The sequence below is a fragment of the Psychrilyobacter atlanticus DSM 19335 genome (assembly GCF_000426625.1).
GTDB classification, from domain to species: domain Bacteria; phylum Fusobacteriota; class Fusobacteriia; order Fusobacteriales; family Fusobacteriaceae; genus Psychrilyobacter; species Psychrilyobacter atlanticus.
Genome location: NZ_KE384547.1, coordinates 1445643 through 1466071 on the forward strand (window position 1 = coordinate 1445643; position 20429 = coordinate 1466071).

The following is a 20429-nucleotide window of genomic DNA, read 5'->3' on the forward strand; positions in this document are numbered from 1 at the left end:
TTGTAAAGTAATTGTATTTTGATGATGCCCCTTGCGGGTATAATTTCCTAGATAATAAAAAAACCAGATTATTTTCTGGTTTTTTTATTATTCTCTTCATCCAAATATAATCAACCTACATTTAGTAACTATAAATTGTGATAAAAAGATTGTATGAGTCGAGTAAAATATTCTTAACTATTTTTATCTAATGGTTTATAATTATCAAAAATACCACTTATCTTTACTGAACTTTCTGTATTCAATTTTCCCTGAGAAGTATCTTGCTCTTGAGGTTTCTCCTTTTTATAGTTATCAAATATATTACTTATTTTTACCGACGTTCCTTTTTCACTTGAAAAAGATAAAGACCCCATTACCAACATCATACCTAATATTATTTTTTTCATTTTTATGCCTCCTACAGCTGTTTAGTTATTTTCTAAAATTTATTCATTTTCGGATAAATATTTTAAAAAAATTTATCCTGCATTATTAATTATTTACACCTAATGGCTTTCGTTATTAAAAACATTAGTCAACATTACTTTTCTTTTCCTCTTTTGTTCCTCTCTATTATAACCAGCTCCAGTTCTCAGTCTTAAATCACTAAAATCATGTCTATCTATATCATTAAAAAGTGATCTATTGCAACTAGTCTTAGTCCATAATTTTTGATTATTAAAGTCGGGTTTACTCATATCTTTATTACTAGAAAAAGATAAAAAAACCATTATCAACATCATACTTAATATTAATTTTTTCATTTTACATCTCCTACAGCTATACAATTTATTTTTAACCTTACATCAAAATCATTCATTTTCGGATGATTCTTCTAAAAAAATTCGATTCCGAACGTTATTTGGAAATTAAAAGGGGATGATCTCCCCCTAAAAAAATTATTTTATTGAACAAGAAAATTATATCCGATTCCGAATGTTTTGTCAAACTAATTTTAAATACTTTCTAATTTTTATTTAACTATCCTTCTTTAAATTGCCTTTCATATCCATAAGTATCATTTTTAATTCCCTCTTCTGATCTTTAGATAAGCCGGATGTGATTTTTTGTAAAAATTCAGATGCTATTTCATCAAAATCTCTTGCATATTTTAACCCTTCCTCAGTAAGCTTTATATACAGGTGTCTCTTGTCCAGAGTACAGCTTATTTTTTCAACAAGTCCCTGCTCAGAGTATTTATGTAAAATATCACAGAGTGTTGATTTAGATTTCCTCCAACGATGTGCTATCTCTTTAAACTCTAAACTATTATTAGTAAAAAGTACCATAAATAAACCCACATGTTTCCCTTCGATGGGTATCTCTCTTTTTTTTAATTCCACTTTCAGATAGTCAGCATAACTGTTACTTATATGATATATCATTCCTATTATAGAACTCGCTAAAACCATATTATTACCTCCGTTTTATCTATTTGTAATATCGTATACGATTCCGAATGAATTGTCAAATCTTTCTAAAGCCAGAAAATACTAATGCTATACCTTTATTTCAAAGATATACTAAAATCGATAAACTGTTTTTTACTGGATTTTTATTAAAAAGTTCTAAAAAATTTAAATTTTAAATAATAGTTCATAGTTGATTTATTTGACAAGATTGATTTTATAGTGAAATATATATTATAAACATATTTTAAAATCAAAGTAGTAGAGGAGGATATATATGAATAATATAGAAACAATAAGAGAATTTCTTGGCTGGTGCTCTATAATCAATATTGGATTAGGTTTATTTTCAGTAATCTTTATTACCTCACTCCGGGGCCCAATTTTACATATTCATTCCAAAATATTTAATTTAGATGAGAGGGATTTATCCAAGGCATATTTTCAATTTTTAGGTCAATACAAAACTGCCACAATAATATTTAATATCGTACCATACCTCGCACTGAAAATAATGTATTAGTTTTTTTAAATACTAAAAAGAGAGATCGATTAAATCGATCTCTCTTTCAGCGCTACTCCTACATATAATACTCAAACTCTCTCTCCTCAATTACTTTAGGTTTTTCACCTTCAATACTAATTTTTTCAATCCAGTTACCATTTTCATCATATTTATATTTGTATATTGTTTTTGACATATTTAAATAATTCTCAAATTTAATCATTGTAGTCACTTCATCTTTTTCTTTATTTTCATATTTTAAATTTTTGATAATAACATTCCCCTCTGTTATTACCTTTATCTCCACCGTTCTTCCTTTCCCATCATATTTAATATATGTTTTTTCCTCCATTTCATCGCCGGATTCATAATATATAGATTCTAGCACCCTTCCCTTTCTATCATATTCAAATTTAAATTTAGAGATCAAACTACCCATTGAATCATAACTATTTGTTTCAATGGCATTTCCTTTATCATCCCTCGTATATATTATTTTATCCACGAATTCCCCTTTAGAATTAAAATCATTGGTCTCAACCAGATTTCCTTTACCATCTATTTTGTATATTGTTTTACCTATAAATTTATCTTTAGAATTGAAGTTCCTTACCTCGATTAACTTTCCATTATCGTTATACCTGTACAACCTTTTCATTTGTATCTGGTCGTAGGAGTCATATTCTCCATCCTCTATTTTAATTCCTTCCTCATTAAAACAGTAGTACCTATTATCTTCTCTAGAACTACTCCTGGCGCCTTTTTTTATCTCTCCAAATTTTAACTCTGCATCATAGGTGGAATATTTAACTGATTTAACCTTCCCCACAAGACCTAAAATTTTAACATGAGTTTCCTTATCCTTTCCTCTACCTCCACAGGCAGATAATAAAATGATTAAAGTCAATGCAGTAACTATTTTTATTTTCATATCAAAACCATCCTTTTTGGTTTTTATCCTGTACAAAGCAATTAAAACCTTATATACCTTGTTTAGATTTTTGTTTTTTCACATACTCTTTTAAAAACTTTAAATCTCTAGCTAGATCTCTGGCCACATTTAGTATTATCTTTACAAAAAGTTTCGGGTCTTTTTCACTCATCTCTATAAAAAAACTTTTGGCAATTACACCCAGTTTAATATCTGTTTTTGCCATTGCAGATACCAGTTGTTTTTGAATACCTATGGTAGCCGATGTTCCAAATAAAAGACCTATCTCTCCATGGGCTATTTTTTCATCTAAGATAAAAAAATCCATCTCCCCCTCTAAAAGAATATAAATATTTTCTGGAGAATCTCCCTCTTTATAAACGTAGCTCCCAGCCTCTACTTTTTCCTCATGAATATACTCCATTATATTATGGATCTCCTCATGTGACGTTCCTCCAAAAAATGAAAGTTGAGGAACAATCTTAAAAATTTCTTTCTCTAATTCATTTTTTTTCATGGTATTTATCTCCTCTCATCCGTTTTTTTTATTCTTTTTGCCTTTTGTTAAATATCTCCTTATATCTTATTATGTTTATACCAAAACTCCTGCAAAATCCTCTTTTGTAAAATATAACAGGTAAATTTTTAAACTCTTCCTGGAATTGTTATGCGGCTTTTTTTATTTTTCCCAGGGCACACCTTATCTGTTCTGCAAAATCCATTACATCTTCCTTCGTTATATCAAAGGATGTTACCCATCTGACCTCTGAACAAACTGAATCCCAGACATAAAAAAAATATTTTTCCTGCAAAATCAGGATTATTTCTTTTGGAAGGATGGCATATACAGTATTGGCTTCCACTTTATTTGTCAGCTCAACTCCAAGGATATCAGATACACTCTCAGCCAAGAGTTTTGCCATGTTATTGGACTGTCTTGCATTTTTTAATCCCAATCCATCTTCTAAAAGTGCTGTAAACTGTGCACTTATATAACGCATCTTAGAGTTTAACTGTGTACATTGTTTTTTTCTATAAGTAAAGTTTTCAGCCAATTCTGTATTAAAAAATATCACAGCTTCTCCAAACATCATTCCATTTTTTGTACCACCAAATGAAAGTACATCCACTCCAAGATCCATGGTCATCTCCTTAAATCCAGACTCCAGACTCACCGCCGCATTAAATATCCTTGCTCCATCCATATGGAGAAGCATTCCATTTTTATGGGCAAAATCTGCTATTTCTTCTATCTCTTTCAGGGTATAGACACTTCCTACCTCTGTGGGCTGGGTTATAGAGATCACTCTTGGCTGAGAATGATGTATACTCCCTTTGGGAATTTCCAGATAATCCCTTACCCTTTCCACTTTCAATTTACCTCCTACATCGGAAGCTTTTATACCTATCATGGGACATCCTGTAAATTTTGTAGGAGCTCCTACTTCATATGTATTTATATGTGCCTGCTCCGGACATATTACAGACTGAAATGATTCAGTCATAGCATCCAAAGCCACCGTGTTGGCTCCGGTACCGTTATATAAAAAATCAACATAGATCTCCTGACCAAATATCTGCTTAAATTTTTCTATGGCTTTTTGTGTATGTCTGTCTTCCCCATATGCTTTTGCATGACCTACGTTGCACTCTATAATAGCCTCCATTATTTTTGGATGAACACCACTGTAATTGTCACTTGCAAAACTTTTTTTCTCCATTTCTTTCCTCCTGTGATTCATAAAAAATTTTTGAGCAAAAATAAAAGAGGTTATGACTGCAGTCTGCAGCATAACCTCTGAAGTGGAAATAATCCATAAGAATTTTTTAGAAGGCAAATAAAACATATGCACGCATATGTTTTCCTTCCTCTGTCCTTTTTACCTGAGAGTTTTGTCCAGTCCGTAGACCAGTTTTGCTCCTTCGGTGCCCAATTTGGGTCTCTCCAGAGGCTCGTCCAGTAAGGGTCCATATCTGCTTTGCAGAAACCTGAAAGTTTTACTTCTTCGGTGGCTTATATTCTAAGCTCTCTCCCCATACCTTCGTCCGATTTTATTTTTAATTAGGATTATAACAATATTTTTTAATTATGTCAATTTTCTCCCAAATTTAACTTTAAACAAAAAATTATAACCACTTTATTGACACTGTAATAACTATATGGTTTACTCTATACCAAAGGGGTGATAATTATGAATGTTTTAGAAATAGAAAAAAAATCCCTCAAACAGGGAAGAAGATTAAATATTATTATGGGTATAATGGGAGTTACCTTTGCTATCCTGTCACAATCAAGTGCCCTTATGGTAGACGGTTTATATTCCATGGTGAATTTTGTTTCCTCTATGATAGCGGCAGGTGTTTCGGCAAAAGTTGCCATGGAGGCCGATGAAGAGATGCCCTTTGGATATGACTTTTATGAAGCTCTTTATATAACTTTTAGAGCTCTTGTACTTTTGGGTATCATGTTATTTTCATTTTTAGGCGCTGTATCTAAGATCATCACCTACATAACAGGAGGTCCTATAGCGGAAATAAAACCTGGATTTATACTGATTTACACCGTAATAAATGTAATTCTCTGTTTCACTTTAGCAGGAATTCATAAGAAAAATTACGGAAAAACCGGGAATAAAAGTGAGATATTAAAAGCGGAACAATCTGCGGCGGTAGTTGATGGTATGATAAGTTTAGGAGCTGGTGGAGCTCTTATGGCGTTAGCTTTTTTAAAGGGAACCGCCTTAGACTTTTTAGTTCCCATTGCTGATTCTATAGTTGTTTTAGTTTTAGTTACCTGGATGATAAAGGAACCACTGGGACTTTTCAAGAGAAGTCTTCAAGAACTTTTAGGAAAATCATTGGGGAAAAAATTAGAAGAAGAGGTCATGGTTCTTTTAAAATTAGCTGTTAATTTTGAAAAATATCATTTTATCGACCTAAAAATCCTGAAAGTAGGACGACATTACCACGCTCTTACACTATTAAAACCTTTGGAAGCTGTCACAGCAGCAGAGATGGATGCAATAAGAACTAAGGTTCAGAAAAATCTTGAGAAGATAGATACAGTCAGGAGTGAAGTTATATTTACAGAAAAAAAATGGTATTAAAAGATAAACATTAATTCCGAACTATAAAAGGGACACTGAGTGTCCCTTTTGTAGTTTCATATATATCTATAAACTTTTCAAAATATACCTAAGTTTATCTTTATCAATAACTTTAGTATGTAATATTTTGAGTGATTTCAATTTTTTTATATTTAACGGGATATCTTCTTTAGATAATTTTTCCAAGGCCTGAATATTTTCAAATTCATTACTTTTTTCTAAATCAAATGCTTTTAAAATACTAGAAGAAAATTTATAGATATTGGCAGTGGAAAGAACCACTATTTTACGTGATTTATTTTTTAAGGCTCCATTCATGGCAACCGAAGTATGGGGATCAATCATATAATTATTTTTATCAAATGTATTATAGATAGTTTCTAAACACTCCTCTTCGCTGCTGTAGTCAGGAACTATTGTCTCCTGGATCTTTTTTAGAGATACTGTATCTAACTCTAACACTCCATTTTCTTCAAATTTATTATATATTTCATTTAAAACTTTACCGTCTTCTAAAGTATGATATAGAAGTCTTTCTAAATTTGAGGAAACTAAAATGTCCATAGAGGGACTCATAGTTTTAAAAAACTCCCTCTGTTTATTATAAACCCCTGTCTTTAAAAAATCGTATAATACATTATTTTTATTGGAGGCACAGATCAATTTTCCCACAGGAAGTCCCATTTGTTTGGCATAATACCCAGCCAATATATCTCCGAAATTTCCAGTAGGAACGGAAAAATCTACCACTTCTCCCAGAGTAATTTCATCATCTCTGAGTAATTGAAGATAGGCCTTAAAATAATAAACTATCTGAGGGAGGAGCCTTCCTAGATTAATTGAGTTAGCTGAAGAAAGTTTAAATTTATCCAAGGATCTATTTAACTCCTCATCTAAAAATATATTTTTAACGGCAGTTTGGCAGTCATCAAAATTTCCATTGACCCCTACTACCTCTACATTTTTACCTGCAGATGTCTGCATCTGAAGTCTCTGTACATCACTCACACCATCAGCTGGATAAAACACAACTACCTTTACACCTTTTAGATCTTTAAACCCTTCCAATGCAGCTTTTCCTGTATCTCCAGATGTAGCGACTAAGATAAGACTGTCTTTTTCGGCATTATTTTTCTTTCTTGCATAAGTAAAAAGACGAGGCATAATTTGAAGAGCCATATCTTTAAATGCCAGAGTCGGTCCATGCCAAAGTTCTAAGACATAGACTCCATCTTTTAGTTTTACTACTGGAGCTTTTTCCGGGTGGGAAAAAGTTTCATCATATACCCCTATACACTCCTTCAACTCTTCCTCACTATAATCCATAAGATACCTTTTTAATATACTTAAAGCTATCTCCTTATAGTCACGCTTCTTCATTTGTTCAATCTCTTCCAAAGAGACCTTTGGAAATTCTTTAGGAACAAACAAACCCCTGTCACTACAAATACCTTTTTCAATGGCCTGGGAAGCCGTAAATTCTTCAGGATTCCCCCGAGTACTAATATATTTCATCCATTTCCTCCTCAAGTAAGATTAAAAGCTCTTTATAAGTCTTTACTTCCATATTTTTTCCCCTATTATCCTCTACATAGGATTTGTTTATCCTTAAAAAAATAAAGGTAAGAGCCATCTTTAAGACCATTTTTTTTAATAGTTTTTTCTCTTCAGGTAATAGTTTTCGCTCATACTCATATGATCCTAAAAATGTTTTTATAAGATTCTTTTCTTTCTCTTTAGGAAATTCTTTAATTTTAATCCAAAAATTTATTACAATAGCTAAATCTATAATAAGCGGAGCATTCATACAGTCATTGAAATCAATCAATGAAAGTTTTTCTCCCATAAATACATTATCAGGAAATATATCATTGTGAACTATTCCTTTTGGAAGTCTTGAAAAATCAACTTTTTCTATTTCTTTATACCTTCCCATGATCAGATCATAGTCATCTTTCAATACAGTTTTCAGGTCTATCTTTGATATTTTCTCATAGAAAAAATCTAAATCTATTTTTCTTTTTCTTTCAATAGATCTGCCCTTAGACAGGTTATGCAGTTTTCCTAGGGTAGATCCAATCTTTTTTAAAACATCGCAATCAATCTCATTTACTTTGTTACCGTGGATAAAATCAAATAGACATCCCATTTTTTCCTGGATAAACATATGATTTTTTCCAGAATTATTTACAAATACCTGGGGACATGAAACATCATTTTCATTTAAGAAGTTTAAAAAATCCAGTTCTTTTAACTCCTCGCCTATATTTCGTCTTCCCTCTAAGAGTCTGAATACATATTTTTTATCCCTATCTTCAATCAAGTAATTTGTATTTAATATCCCCTCAGAAATTTCAATAAAATCAGCTTTTTCTCCTAAGTTATAAAGAGTTCTTATATCTTTTTTATGTTCATTAGTTAAGTTTGTATATACAGCCATAAGATCTCCTATTCAAATAGTTCACGATGAAAAATAGCATTAGCATTCTTTAATTTATTTTGAGATATCACATAGGATACGCTCGTTTGATTCGAAGTAATTGAATCAATATTTATCTCGTTTAAATTTAAAATCTTAGCTAATTTTCTAGGGATATTATTCGATGCAATCCCCAATCCAATTACAGATATCATCCCTAGATCATCATTTAGTTCCAAAGAATAACCACCTTTTTTTAAGACCTTGTAAAACCTCAGAGCATCCTCTTTTTCAGTTAAGATTGAAAATTTAGAATCACTCAACTGCTGAAATAATTTTACATTGATATTATTTTCTTCCAGACGATCTACAAGTTCATCCATATTTTTTAAATTTATTTTTAGATTTGCTAAATTATTTAGATTTGAGATTCCTCTCACAACTGAATTTTCCATAGTTTTCTCCTTTTTAATCCAAGTTCCTTCTTCCCATGTAAAGGCTGAACGCAGATGGATGGGGATCTCATATTTAGAAGCTAATTCCACACTCCTGCAATGTAAAACTTTCGATCCTTTATCCGCCATTTCAATCATTTCATCAAAAGAAATATTTTTAATTTTTTTAGCATCCTTTATAATTCTTGGATCTGAGGTATAGACACCATCTACATCTGTATAGATTTCAACCTTGTGAGCCTTGATCGCAGCTCCAATGGCTACAGCACTGGTGTCACTGCCTCCCCTTCCTAAGGTAGTTATATTTCCTTCATCATCAACCCCTTGGAATCCAGTCACGATAACCACATAATCATCGTCTAATTTTTCAGCGATTTTTTCAGAAGAAATATCTAAAATTTTGGCATTATTATGTTCACCGTTTGTTTTTAGCTGTAACTGTGATGCATTAAATGAAACAGCTTTTTCTCCTAACTCCTCTATTCCCATGGCAAGTAAAGCTGCGGAAATTTGTTCTCCCACCGAAAGTAACATATCCAGCTCTCTTCCCCTTGGATTAGTATTCATTTCCTTAGCTTCATTTATAAGGGAATCAGTCATCCCTCCGGGAGCTGATACAATAATTACCATCTTATTCCCTTCTTGTTTATTTTTTATTATCCATTTGGCTACTTCACGCAGTCTCTCACTGCCTTTCAGGCTTGTCCCACCAAATTTCTGAACGACTATCATATCTATCTTCCTAATTTAATCTTATAGATATCTGAAATTACTGCTGTAGCTGTGGCATCTCCTCCGGCACCTTCACCATAAAAGACCGTTTTCCCTGTATAGTTTCCATCTAATTCTACAGCATTATAAACTCCATTTACACTGTATAATAATTCATCTTTTTTTACAGCTATAGGAGCCACATTTATATTTAATTTTTCCCCATCAAAGTTGGCTTCTCCCAGTAATTTATACCTCAACCCCTGAGATTTAGCTGCTTCAATATCATCTTTAGTCAATCCATCGATTCCAACAATAGAAATTTTAGAAAATTCTTTTAATTCTCCCCAAGCCAAATGAGCTAAAATACTGATCTTATGGGCTGTATCAATTCCTTTTACATCAAATGTCGGATCAGCTTCAGCATACCCTTTGAACTGGGCATCTTCTAAAGCTTTTGAATAAGACAGGCCCTCTTCCATCTTTGTCAAAATATAGTTACATGTACCATTTAGAATCCCACGAATATTTTTAAAATTATTTACAAATAGATTTTCTTTTATCGGTGAGATAACTGGGATACCTCCCCCTACAGAAGCTTCATATTGTAATTTTACCTTATTTTTTTCAGCCAGTGAAAATAATTCCTTTCCATGGAGAGCCAAAAGATGTTTATTTGCAGTAACCAGATTTTTTTTTGAATTCAGAGTACTTTTAGAAATTTCATACGCAGCTCCTACTCCTCCGATTAATTCTACTACTGTATCTATTCTAGAATCATTGAGGACCTCTTTATAATCATCTGTAAAATCATATCCCATAATGTTACTGTTTTGAATATCACAAATTTTTATGACCTCTATATCCCCAATCTCTTTATTTTTCCTATTTTTTTCATCTGATAAGATCTTTACAACATTCATTCCAACTGTTCCAAGACCAATAACTCCTAATTTCATAAATTCCTCCCTCTATTTCCAGCTATTAATAATTCTGCAATTTGAACTGTATTTGTAGCTGCTCCCTTTCTTATGTTATCAGCAACTACCCATAAATTTATCCCATTTTCAACACTCTCATCTCTCCGAACCCTTCCTACGAATACCTCATCTCTTCCCTTTGTATTGATTGCCATGGGATAGATATTTTTCTTTACATCATCTTCTACAACTAATCCTTTTACACCAGCTAGGTCTTTTTTGATCTGTTCTATATCAATATTTTTTTTAAATTCAATATTCATAGATACACTATGGGAATGCAATACAGGTACCCTCACACAAGTAGCCGTCACCCTGACATCTCTGCCCAATATTTTTTTCGTTTCATCTATCATCTTTTGTTCCTCTTTTGTATTACCATTTTCTAAAAATATATCTATATGAGGCAGACAATTGCCAGCTATTGGATGGGGGTAATTCTCAGGAGCCTTTCCCTCTAATCCATCTTCTAAATCTTTAATTCCTGCGAATCCAGAACCAGATACTGCCTGATAAGTGGAATATATAATTCTTTTAATATCATATTTTTCATCTAGAACTTTTAGAGGTACTACAGACTGTATGGTTGAACAGTTGGGGTTTGCTATAATCCCATTATGATTCCATACTTCCTCTGGGTTAACTTCTGGAACAATCAATGGAACCCCTTCAACCATCCTGAAAGCACTACTGTTATCTACCACTACTACACCCTTTGAGGCTGCTATAGGTGAAAACTTTTTTGATATCTCCCCTCCTGCTGAAAAAAGTGCAATATCGATCTCCTTATCGAAAGAATTTTCATCCAACTCCTCGACCACTATATCTTTCCCTCTATATTTTATTATTTTTCCTGCACTTTTAGATGATGCCATTAAGTATAAATTTTTAATGGGAAACTTTCTCTCCTCCAATACCTGTAAAAAAGTTTGTCCCACTAACCCAGTAGCTCCTGCAATTGCGATGTTATATTTTTTCATGGTCACTCCTCCAACTTGTAATAAAAAGCAACGTGACGTTGCATCCAATTAGTCATAATCAAAATTTTCTCAAACTTAAATTTTTTAATAAATTTCATGATTTCTAGATAAATAAAAAAGTCTATTTAGACAAAAATTCTAAATAGACTTATAAAAACCCTATATTAGAAGCATCTCTTGTTGGAATAACTAAAAGAGGTTTGCTTCTGTTTTTCGAAAGCAAACTTAGGTCAGGGTTATTATGGTTGTTATCATATTTTTAATAAACATAGTTTTTCTCCTCTGTTGTGCATTTTTTTAATCTTGTGTCCACCCCTTGTGGATTTAGAATATAATATAAATTTTACCGTAAAATGTCAAATTAATTTTTTTTAATATCTAGATTATACAGCCTTTAATTAAAGTTTCTTTCCAAAGGCTCTCACTGGTGACCCGTCTAAATCTTTTATTTTTAAAGGAGTAATATATAATTCAAAATTTTTATTGATCAATTTTTTTAGATTTTTTAGGTTTTCTATAATTATTAAATTCTTTTTTAACAAGATATGATGGACATCAAAATTTTTACTATCCATAGCATCTATAGATACGGCATCTATGCCTACACCTTTTAAATCAAACCCCACAAGGTATTTAGCAGCTTCTATACTGAGTGATGGAAATCCATTAAAATATTCTTTTCTCCCCCAAAAATCATCCCAACCAGAATAAAATAATACAAAAGAAGCTTTTTTTATTTGAAATTCAAATTTCTTTAGGTAATTTAATTCTATTATATCGTTTGATTCCAAAGGGATTATAATCCCCCTTCCTATAAATTTTTCAATAGGAAAATCATTCAATGAATATCCCCCCTGTATCATATGGGCAGGAGCATCTATATGAGTTCCAGTATGTGAATACATTGTCAATAGTTTTTCGGCAAATCCATCTTTTTTTATTGTATTTTTTTGAATAATTTTAGGTGGTTCTGTCCCTGGGAAAACAGGCATTTTTTCATCTATAACATGTGTTAAATCTATTATCTCCATTTTTCCTCCCGTTATAACTTTTGATAAATTTCTTTATTATTAGAATATATCTTTTAAGTATACCTCATCTTCTTCTTTTTTCAAAAAAACTAGGGAAAGTTACCTCTATTTTTTCTTATATTTAACGGGAAAAGTTATCTGAGTGATTGACCCCTCTCCATTCCCTAAATGAACTATAACTTCATTGAAAATCTCTATCGAGTCTCCAACAACCTCATACCCATTTTCTTCTACATATTTAAGTAGTCTTTCATAACTTACCTCTATAGTGTCCCATGTATCCTTATGCATTATAGAAGCAAACCAACCTCCCTCTATTTTTAAGCTGTTTTTATGATCACAGAAAGTAGGAGTAAAAAAACCAATAGTTTTTACTTCCATTGTATTTCCTAAAGCAATTTCCTCTTTGGATATTCTCACAAAATAATCATCTCCTTGAATATTCAACTCTTCCCTTATATCCATTAAATCGGAAAATGTTTTATCATATTTTAAGTAATCACAGGGTTTTTCTATTTGGATAGCAATGGCTTCCATCGATTCAAAGTATATCATCTGTGGTTCGATATCATCTTTTTTCATTATATTTTTTATTTCAGATATTTTTCTATCTATTTTGACCTTAGATTCAATCATTTTTTTTATTTTTAGATCTACCTGCCTTTTCTTCTCCTCTAAATAGTCCAAACTTTCCTCAGGAGAACGACTTTTAGTATACTCTCTAATTTCCTTCAATGAAAATCCAGCTTCCTTCAGTGTAAGTATAAATCTCAAATTAGAAAATTGTTCCTCTCCATAGTACCTATAAGAGGTCTCGCTATCTACAAACCTAGGTTTAAATAGCCCGATATTATCATAATAGATAAGGGTCTGACGAGAAATTTTAAAAAAACTGGCTATATCATTTATCTTATATTTTTTTTTCATAAAACCTCCTAAATACTCTTGACTATATATTATACTATATAGTTTATAATGTATAGAGAAATAAGGAGGTTAGTTATGAAAAATTTAAGCCTAGAAAATGGCTGTGTAAAAAAAGTATTTTTTAAGTTTGCAATCCCTAGTATAGCAGGGTTATTGATTGTATCTATACAGATAATGATAGATGGAATGTTTATAGGAAATATTGTAGGACCCAGGGGTCTTGCAGCGGTTAATTTAGCAATGCCCTATATGAATACCATTATGAGTATCGTCATGATGATTTCAGCTGGTGGGGCTGTATTATCCTCAATCTCTTTAGGAAAAAATCAAAAACAAAGAGCGGGAGAGATCGCAACCTTTACTTTGGTATCATATTTAATAATAGTCGGTGTAATCTCCATGGGCAGTCTACTTTTTCTAGATAAAATAATTTTATTTTTAGGTGCAGACGCAGGATTATTACCCCTAGTAAAAGCTTATATGAAGCCCTTATTATTATTGTGTATAGTTTTGAATCTTCCGATCTATACAGAAACATTTGCTCGAGTTGGAGAAAAACCAAACTCTGTTTTTTTAAGTGGTTTTGTATGCTGCCTGAGTAATATAATCATGGATTACCTGTTTATTGTAAAATTTGGTTGGGGAATATCTGGAGCAGCTTATGCCACAGCAATAGCAAACCTCTTAGGTGGATTAACACTATTTGGTTATTTTTTCAACGGAAAATCACAGATACAATTTTATAAGGTTAAGCAAGACTTTAAACTGTTAAAAAATATACTCTATAACGGAAGTTCTGAAATGTTGACAGTGGTTTCTACATCAGTGGCAGCTTTCCTGTTCAATAGGATAATCATGAAAGAAATAGGAGAAATAGGAATTTCAGCCCTTACAATAGTATTTTATGTAAATACCATTGTAAATATCTCCCTCTATGGGTTGGCCCAGGCATTACAACCTATAATTTCGTATAATTTAGGAGCCAAAAGAATACAAAAGATATACGATGTATTGAAAGTTTCTCTCATAACTGGAGGATCTATCGGTATCACATTCTTCGTTCTAATGAAGTTTTATAGCGCTCCCCTGGTGAATATGTTTACCGATGGAAATGCTTCATTAACTAGTCTTACCAACGAAGCTATTGCTTACTTTGTTTTTGCTTATATATTTTCTTTTATAAATATAATATCCAGTTCATTTCATACAGCTATAGAAAAACCGTTGGAATCTGCAAGTATCGCATGTCTTAGGTCACTTATTTTTGTAGGAATATTCCTTTTTACCCTCCCTTCTATATTTGGAGCCAAGGGGATATGGATGGCTATTCCTATGGCAGAAGTTACCTGCCTGATTATAAGTACCTTTATGATGATGAAATCTTTCAAAAAAATCGAAAACAATATGCAACTAGCTGTAATAAATTAACTAAAAAATGCTGCTCACCTCCTAATGGAAGTAAAAGCAGCATTTTTTTATCTAAATAATTCCAAAAACTTTTGCTATAAATGGAATTAAAAGGGCAGGCAGAAAGTTTAAGATCTTTATTTTAGCCATCCCCAGAATATTTATTCCCGTTCCTAAGATAAAGATCCCTCCCAATATAGTCAGCTGATTTAAGAGCTCAGGAGTGACTATTTCCTGCATTGCACTAGCTCCAAGATATATACTTCCCTGCCAAAGAAAAAGTATGATTCCTACTAGTGCTATGGATATTCCATAATTAATTGAAAGAATTATAGAAGTTATTCCATCTAATACAGCATTGGCATAAAGCATGGTATTATCTCCTCTAATGGCACTCTCTATAGGCCCTACTATAGACAATGCTCCTACACAAAATAATATAACTCCGATAACTATCCCCTGTACCGGGTTCTGGGTCCCTTCATATTTTTTACTTATAAGGTCTACCTTTTTATCCAAATTGATCCATTCTCCCAATACAGCTCCTATCCCTATACTGAGTATGAATACCAGTGGATTATCTATAAGGGTCATTCCCTTTGAAATATTAGATATTCCTATGGCCATAGCGACAAACCCCATTCCCTGTATGGTTCTCTCTTTGTATCGTTCTTCAATTCCCTTATTAAGGAAACTCCCTATTGTTGCTCCTGCTACTATAGTCGCAGTATTTACTATTGTTCCCAGCATTTTCCTTCCTCCCATTTAGATACTTTATATAATTTGAAGTATACAGTCTCCACCTGGTAGAGAGTCAATGCTAAATTATTTTTTCTTTATCTCTATCCTCCTAATATATTCCTTTTCAGCAGGTGATATGGAAGTACTCACTAGAGCTATCTCATAGAATAAGCCCTCTGTCTCTATATCATTATCTTTTATATACCTTTCTAAAATTTTATAATATTTAGGAGAATCATCTCTTTTCCCTTTAAAGTATATCGTTAAATATTCCCCTTCCGACTTTATAGAAGCATTTGAAAGGTTCTTAAAATTTTTATTGATTAAATAAACACCTGTATACTCTGTATAATTAGAATTTGATTTCATCAAAAGACCTACATTTCCCAATGTCAATGAGTGGGAAAATTCTGTTTTCTCTCCTAACTCCCTCACTAAAAGCTCCAACTCACACTCTTTATAGAATTCTTTATCTATGGTAAATATTTTTTCCGGCCCCATATGCTGAATCAATACCTTTTCAAAATCAGGAATATTTTTTACCTTTTCTATATAAGATAGTCTCTCCTCCACACTTTTTTTAGCACACTCCAGTTCATTTATTGTCCTTTCTAACTCTTCTTTCTGTTCTAAAAAAATTGTTTTTAGGAGGGAAATTTCTCCATTTTCTGTACACTCCCTTATTCTATCCAGGGGTATCTTGCTGTATTTTAAATTTAAAATATTATTTAATAGTTCAAATTGATCTGAAAAATAATATCGATATCCTGTATCTTTATCTATATATCCAGCTTTAAATATCCCTTTATTATGGTAGTGCCTCAATGTGGTTATGGGTATATTAAAAAGTTTACTGACCTCTCCTATACTGTATTTTATTTTCATCTCCTCCTCTGTCTTTTGAATAAACATTATTTCAGTAATTAGATCATACTATAAATCCAATTAATAATTCAATTTTTCAAAAAAAATATTATATATAAAAAAGAGCCACTTTACTAAACTGACTCTTTCAAATATTTTTATTCCTCATATTAAATTTATAACTTAACTACTAATAGGCATTGTCTCAAACCAGTTTTCTACCGGTTCATTTCTAGAATAAAACATTGCGGGAATTATCCTTGTTGGAAACCTTCCATATATCTGCTCATTTTTATTCCAATAAATATACGATTGTAATTGTATTTTTTCCAAAGATTTTATGACATGGAAGTCACTTGTATCATCTACCACTAAGTAAAAATCTTCATTTTTATCCACTACTATCCCTTCTTCAAAAAAGTTTTCTGTATATCTCATTACAATCACCTCACTATTATTTGATGATGTACTCTGCTGTTAATATAGTTATACCTTTTTTTACCTATAAATCCTTTTTGCCATCTTTTCCATATTCTTTTTGTACCATTAATTTAATATTCCATATATTTCTTAAACAGAATTTTTATAAAAAAAATAAGGGCTATTTCCCCTCATTTTTCCAAAAATAATTTCTGTTATTAAAATTTTCTATGTAGTATTTCATCAATTCTAAAATTTCTATTATCATAGTATCATCTATAGAACTTTCTAATAAATTTTCAATTTTATTCTTATATTTCAATATTTCATGTGAACTCTCTTTTTTTATAGAAACTATAGAACTTTTTATAAAATCACTTAGCAAAATCAAAACTTCTACATATCTTACATCCATATCATTACTTTTTATTCTAGAATATATCAATTTTAATTTATCCATAAATACAAGACTGTCTTTTAGTATCATTTTGCTATTTTCTTCCCCTGCATTTTCAAGATCTTTCATAAGGATTTCTCTAAACATATAACCCCTCATAATATATTCATCCAAATGTTTATTATTTTCATTCTTTAAAAGTTCTACCATCTCATCCAAAAGAACGACATCATTTTCAACCATTCGAATTACCCTTCCTTTTATAGTTGATCTAGCTCTATCCCTTAATAAAAATTCTACAATGTACACTATCCCTCCTGCCATAATTGTATATAACATCCTGTGCATATAGCTATTTTCTGGTGACAGATAAGATAAACTCATGAGTACCGCACTGATTGTAGCAAACATTACAACCGGAACATATGAAACTCTCATCAGACAGAAAGATGGATAAAAAGATAAGATTGCAATAATCAATCTGCCTTCAGTACTTGGAACTACTAAAATTATAATACTTACAAGGATTAATCCGAATACTGTTCCCAGTATTCTGTCCCAAATTTTCTTTTTAGAATCCATTCCATAGGGTTGTGCTATAACTACCATAGCAGTCGGCAGCCAGACTGATTTAACCATCCCAAATTTTTGAAATATAAATATTCCTATTGTAAAAGTTATCGCAAGCTGTATAGCATGCCTCATTCTGGTGGTATTCAGAGATAAACTCTCTTTCAGATAGTATAATGTCTTACGATTTTTTTTATATTTTTCATCAACCTCATTTACTTCTTTAGTTAATAAATTTTTTCGATTTTTTAAGATAACTTTTGCTGTATTTATAGGAACTCCCAATGATTTTATATCTATATCTTGATTATTCTTTACATCCTTTAAAAAATTTTCAAGTTCCAGATATTTATCGTAAGTAAAAGGCTCTTTTTTATTCTTTATCCTAAACCTTTCAATGAGCTGATGGAGAGAAAGGACAAATTCAAAACTTTTTTTCCCCTTCTCATCTCCTAAATATGATCCATAGGAAGTTTTATAAAATTCATCTAAAAATTTTTTATAAAATTTTCGTCCCTCTTCCCTTGCCCTTTGAATATCTTTTCCACTTCTGCAGGATTTCACCTCTTCTATGAGGGAATCCAAATATTCTTCCACCGCCTGTTCCATCTTATCATTGGGATTATTTTTACAGAATATTCGAATATATAGATACCCCACTAAAATTCCTATTAAAACCCCGGCTAAACTTTTTAAGTAATCATTTGGTTCCTTATTAAAAAATGAATAGATATAGATATACATAGCTGGAACATGAGCTAAAAATCCCCCCAGGTACTCCTCCAATGAGAAAAAAGCCGTAACCCCTACAAATATAAAAGTACAGACTACCAGAGCTGTGGTATTTTCCTTAGCAATATATGGTATGAATACAGCCAGACTAAAAATTATCCATAGATTTATAGTTCTGATGGTTATCCTTTTTTTATTCAAACCCTTTAAATTAAAAAAATATCCTCCCACTGCTGATATAGCACTTAAAAATGAAGGTATTCCTCCTAAAAGGTAAGAGGATATCCCATAGGCCGTAACTCCTATAAGTAATATTTTAAATGCCTCCCACAGCATTAATTTTTCATATAATTTTTTAAAAATTTTAATTCCTCCTTTAGCTTTGTATAAAATCTATTTATTATTATAAATCTTTATCCCTTCTGTGTCCATAAAACTTGAAAAAAATAAAAAATACTCCCAAACTCATTTGAGAGTATTCCTTATTTCATTGGATCAAAATATAAATTAATTTTTATGATAAACATTTATATTTTGGAATCTACACTTTACGTTTTCTAAATTTGAATATTCATGATCTACATTTGCTCTAAATTTTAAGGCTTCCCCTGTTTTTAAAGTTATAGATTCTTTCCCTATCTTCACCCTCAAAACTCCTTCGAAAACAAATACATACTCCTCTACTTCATTTGGATGCTTAGGAGAAAAGTGAACACACCCCGGCTCTAAATCTACATATAATATTTCAAAGTTATCGTTATAGGAAAACATGGTGTAAATCTTCATATTTTCATCGCATTCCATTATCGGTTCTATGTCTAAAGGAGAAACAAATTGGTAACTTAATTCCGGCTCCTTCATGAATTCTGAGAAAGGGACTTTCAGGCCTGAAGCAATCTTCCAAAGGGTTGTTACTGTAGGATTGGATATTCCCCTTTCAATCTGCCCCAGCATAGGCTTACTAACTCCTGTAGCAGCAGCAGCTTCATCTAAACTTAAATTTTGACTTTTTCTTATGGACTTTAAATTTTGTCCGATTAATATATTTAATTCTTTCATATTAATTTACTCCTTAAATTTTTATATAATAAGTATAGCACAAAATATTTTTGTATGCTATACTAGCTTGAAAAGATGTTATACAATACAAAAATATGTTTTAATTAATGCGGAGGAGAAGTCATGAAAAAAGAGATGTTAAAATATTTGAAATTATTTTTAGGTTTATTTATCTGTTCCCTAGGAATAATAGTTATTATTAAATCCAACCTGGGGTTTTCTCCATGGGATGTATTACACCAGGGGATATCCAAAATCAGTGATCTTACAATAGGTCAGGCCAGTATTTTTGTGGGATTCATAGTTATAACCCTAGATTTTTTTCTGGGAGAGCGGATAGGAAGCGGAAGCATATTGAATATTATTTTTCTGGGAACTTTTATGGATTTGATCCTCTATCTAGATATTGTACCCCTAAGTAATAATATGTTCACAGGAATCTTTATGATGTTTTTAGGAATGTTTATACTCAGTATAGGATGCTACCTTTATATTTCTCCCGGTCTTGGATGCGGTCCTAGAGATGCACTTATGGTTGCCCTCACTAAAAAAACAAAGTTTTCAGTAGGAACTGTGAGAAATATCATCGAAATCAGTGTCTTGATTGCGGGATATCTTATGGGAGGATATGCAGGAGTCGGAACGGTTATCACTGCCCTCTTCACAGGAAGTTTTATCCAGGGGGTTTTTAGACTTTTCAAATTTGATGTGAAATCAGTAGTTCATAGGGATATAAGAAGTGAAGCTATTTTACTGAAAAGATATGTAGTTAATAGGTAAATAAAAAAATACTCTCAAATTT

General features: G+C 31.7%; 22 protein-coding genes and 1 riboswitch. Of the genes, 4 read left to right on the plus strand and 18 right to left on the minus strand.

Features of this window, described 5'->3' with window-relative positions; all coding sequences use genetic code 11:
* Positions 1-173: 173 nt before the first annotated feature.
* The 3 genes from K337_RS0107340 to K337_RS17925 form a co-directional block, all read right to left on the minus strand.
* Positions 174-389 carry a hypothetical protein gene (locus K337_RS0107340; RefSeq protein WP_028856031.1) on the minus strand — a complete coding sequence of 72 codons (216 nt, stop codon included), beginning with the start codon at positions 387-389 and terminating at the stop codon, positions 174-176.
* A gap of 99 nt (positions 390-488) precedes the next feature.
* Complete coding sequence (locus K337_RS0107345; RefSeq protein WP_028856032.1) at positions 489-746, minus strand: hypothetical protein; 258 nt, start codon at positions 744-746, stop codon at positions 489-491.
* A gap of 213 nt (positions 747-959) precedes the next feature.
* A complete protein-coding gene (locus K337_RS17925) occupies positions 960-1394 on the minus strand; it encodes a MarR family winged helix-turn-helix transcriptional regulator (protein WP_051251655.1) in 435 nt (144 codons plus the stop codon).
* Between the two features lie 274 nt (positions 1395-1668).
* On the opposite strand from K337_RS17925, the gene K337_RS0107355 reads away from it, so the two are divergent.
* Positions 1669-1914 carry a DUF6868 family protein gene (locus K337_RS0107355; RefSeq protein ID WP_028856033.1) on the plus strand — a complete coding sequence of 82 codons (246 nt, stop codon included), beginning with the start codon at positions 1669-1671 and terminating at the stop codon, positions 1912-1914.
* A 58-nt stretch (positions 1915-1972) separates the two neighbouring features.
* Here the strand turns inward: K337_RS0107355 and K337_RS0107360 are convergent, their stop codons facing one another.
* The 3 genes from K337_RS0107360 to K337_RS0107370 form a co-directional block, all read right to left on the minus strand.
* The gene (locus tag K337_RS0107360; protein ID WP_028856034.1) at positions 1973-2827 is read right to left on the minus strand and encodes a hypothetical protein; all 855 of its coding nucleotides are present in this window, start codon (positions 2825-2827) and stop codon (positions 1973-1975) included.
* A 49-nt stretch (positions 2828-2876) separates the two neighbouring features.
* The gene (locus K337_RS0107365; protein ID WP_028856035.1) at positions 2877-3344 is read right to left on the minus strand and encodes a cyclic nucleotide-binding domain-containing protein; all 468 of its coding nucleotides are present in this window, start codon (positions 3342-3344) and stop codon (positions 2877-2879) included.
* 148 nt (positions 3345-3492) lie between these two features.
* A complete protein-coding gene (locus K337_RS0107370; RefSeq protein WP_028856036.1) occupies positions 3493-4548 on the minus strand; it encodes a threonine aldolase family protein in 1056 nt (351 codons plus the stop codon).
* A 140-nt stretch (positions 4549-4688) separates the two neighbouring features.
* A riboswitch (glycine riboswitch) is annotated at positions 4689-4786 on the minus strand.
* A gap of 233 nt (positions 4787-5019) precedes the next feature.
* Between K337_RS0107370 and K337_RS17930 the strand changes: the two genes are divergently transcribed.
* Positions 5020-5934 carry a cation efflux transmembrane domain-containing protein gene (locus tag K337_RS17930; RefSeq protein WP_051251656.1) on the plus strand — a complete coding sequence of 305 codons (915 nt, stop codon included), beginning with the start codon at positions 5020-5022 and terminating at the stop codon, positions 5932-5934.
* 66 nt (positions 5935-6000) lie between these two features.
* Here the strand turns inward: K337_RS17930 and thrC are convergent, their stop codons facing one another.
* From thrC to K337_RS0107410, 7 genes are all read right to left on the minus strand, one after another.
* Complete coding sequence (gene thrC / locus K337_RS0107380; protein WP_028856037.1) at positions 6001-7449, minus strand: threonine synthase; 1449 nt, start codon at positions 7447-7449, stop codon at positions 6001-6003.
* On the minus strand, positions 7436-8374 hold the full coding sequence (locus tag K337_RS0107385; RefSeq protein WP_028856038.1) for a homoserine kinase: 939 nt from the start codon (positions 8372-8374) through the stop codon (positions 7436-7438). Before K337_RS0107385 ends, thrC begins: the two co-directional genes overlap by 14 nt.
* A gap of 8 nt (positions 8375-8382) precedes the next feature.
* Complete coding sequence (locus K337_RS0107390; RefSeq protein ID WP_028856039.1) at positions 8383-9540, minus strand: aspartate kinase; 1158 nt, start codon at positions 9538-9540, stop codon at positions 8383-8385.
* A gap of 2 nt (positions 9541-9542) precedes the next feature.
* The gene (locus tag K337_RS17935; RefSeq protein WP_051251657.1) at positions 9543-10478 is read right to left on the minus strand and encodes a homoserine dehydrogenase; all 936 of its coding nucleotides are present in this window, start codon (positions 10476-10478) and stop codon (positions 9543-9545) included.
* A complete protein-coding gene (locus tag K337_RS0107400; RefSeq protein ID WP_028856040.1) occupies positions 10475-11479 on the minus strand; it encodes an aspartate-semialdehyde dehydrogenase in 1005 nt (334 codons plus the stop codon). Before K337_RS0107400 ends, K337_RS17935 begins: the two co-directional genes overlap by 4 nt.
* Positions 11480-11877: 398 nt before the next feature.
* A complete protein-coding gene (locus K337_RS0107405; RefSeq protein WP_028856041.1) occupies positions 11878-12510 on the minus strand; it encodes a cyclase family protein in 633 nt (210 codons plus the stop codon).
* 105 nt (positions 12511-12615) lie between these two features.
* Positions 12616-13437 (minus strand): MerR family transcriptional regulator, encoded by an 822-nt coding sequence (locus K337_RS0107410; protein ID WP_028856042.1) that lies wholly within the window; start codon positions 13435-13437, stop codon positions 12616-12618.
* Between the two features lie 75 nt (positions 13438-13512).
* On the opposite strand from K337_RS0107410, the gene K337_RS0107415 reads away from it, so the two are divergent.
* Positions 13513-14865 (plus strand): MATE family efflux transporter, encoded by a 1353-nt coding sequence (locus tag K337_RS0107415; RefSeq protein WP_028856043.1) that lies wholly within the window; start codon positions 13513-13515, stop codon positions 14863-14865.
* Positions 14866-14916: 51 nt separating this feature from the next.
* Here the strand turns inward: K337_RS0107415 and K337_RS0107420 are convergent, their stop codons facing one another.
* The 5 genes from K337_RS0107420 to K337_RS0107440 form a co-directional block, all read right to left on the minus strand.
* Positions 14917-15594: a DUF554 domain-containing protein gene (locus K337_RS0107420; RefSeq protein WP_028856044.1), complete on the minus strand. Its 678-nt coding sequence runs from the start codon at positions 15592-15594 to the stop codon at positions 14917-14919.
* 75 nt (positions 15595-15669) lie between these two features.
* Positions 15670-16470 (minus strand): MerR family transcriptional regulator, encoded by an 801-nt coding sequence (locus tag K337_RS0107425; protein WP_028856045.1) that lies wholly within the window; start codon positions 16468-16470, stop codon positions 15670-15672.
* A gap of 162 nt (positions 16471-16632) precedes the next feature.
* Complete coding sequence (locus tag K337_RS0107430; protein WP_028856046.1) at positions 16633-16887, minus strand: hypothetical protein; 255 nt, start codon at positions 16885-16887, stop codon at positions 16633-16635.
* 163 nt (positions 16888-17050) lie between these two features.
* Entirely contained in the window at positions 17051-18904 is a 1854-nt protein-coding gene (locus K337_RS0107435; RefSeq protein ID WP_028856047.1) for an FUSC family protein, read from the minus strand.
* Between the two features lie 171 nt (positions 18905-19075).
* A complete protein-coding gene (locus K337_RS0107440) occupies positions 19076-19627 on the minus strand; it encodes a helix-turn-helix domain-containing protein (protein WP_028856048.1) in 552 nt (183 codons plus the stop codon).
* 123 nt (positions 19628-19750) lie between these two features.
* On the opposite strand from K337_RS0107440, the gene K337_RS0107445 reads away from it, so the two are divergent.
* Positions 19751-20407 carry a YczE/YyaS/YitT family protein gene (locus K337_RS0107445; protein WP_028856049.1) on the plus strand — a complete coding sequence of 219 codons (657 nt, stop codon included), beginning with the start codon at positions 19751-19753 and terminating at the stop codon, positions 20405-20407.
* Positions 20408-20429 lie beyond the last annotated feature (22 nt).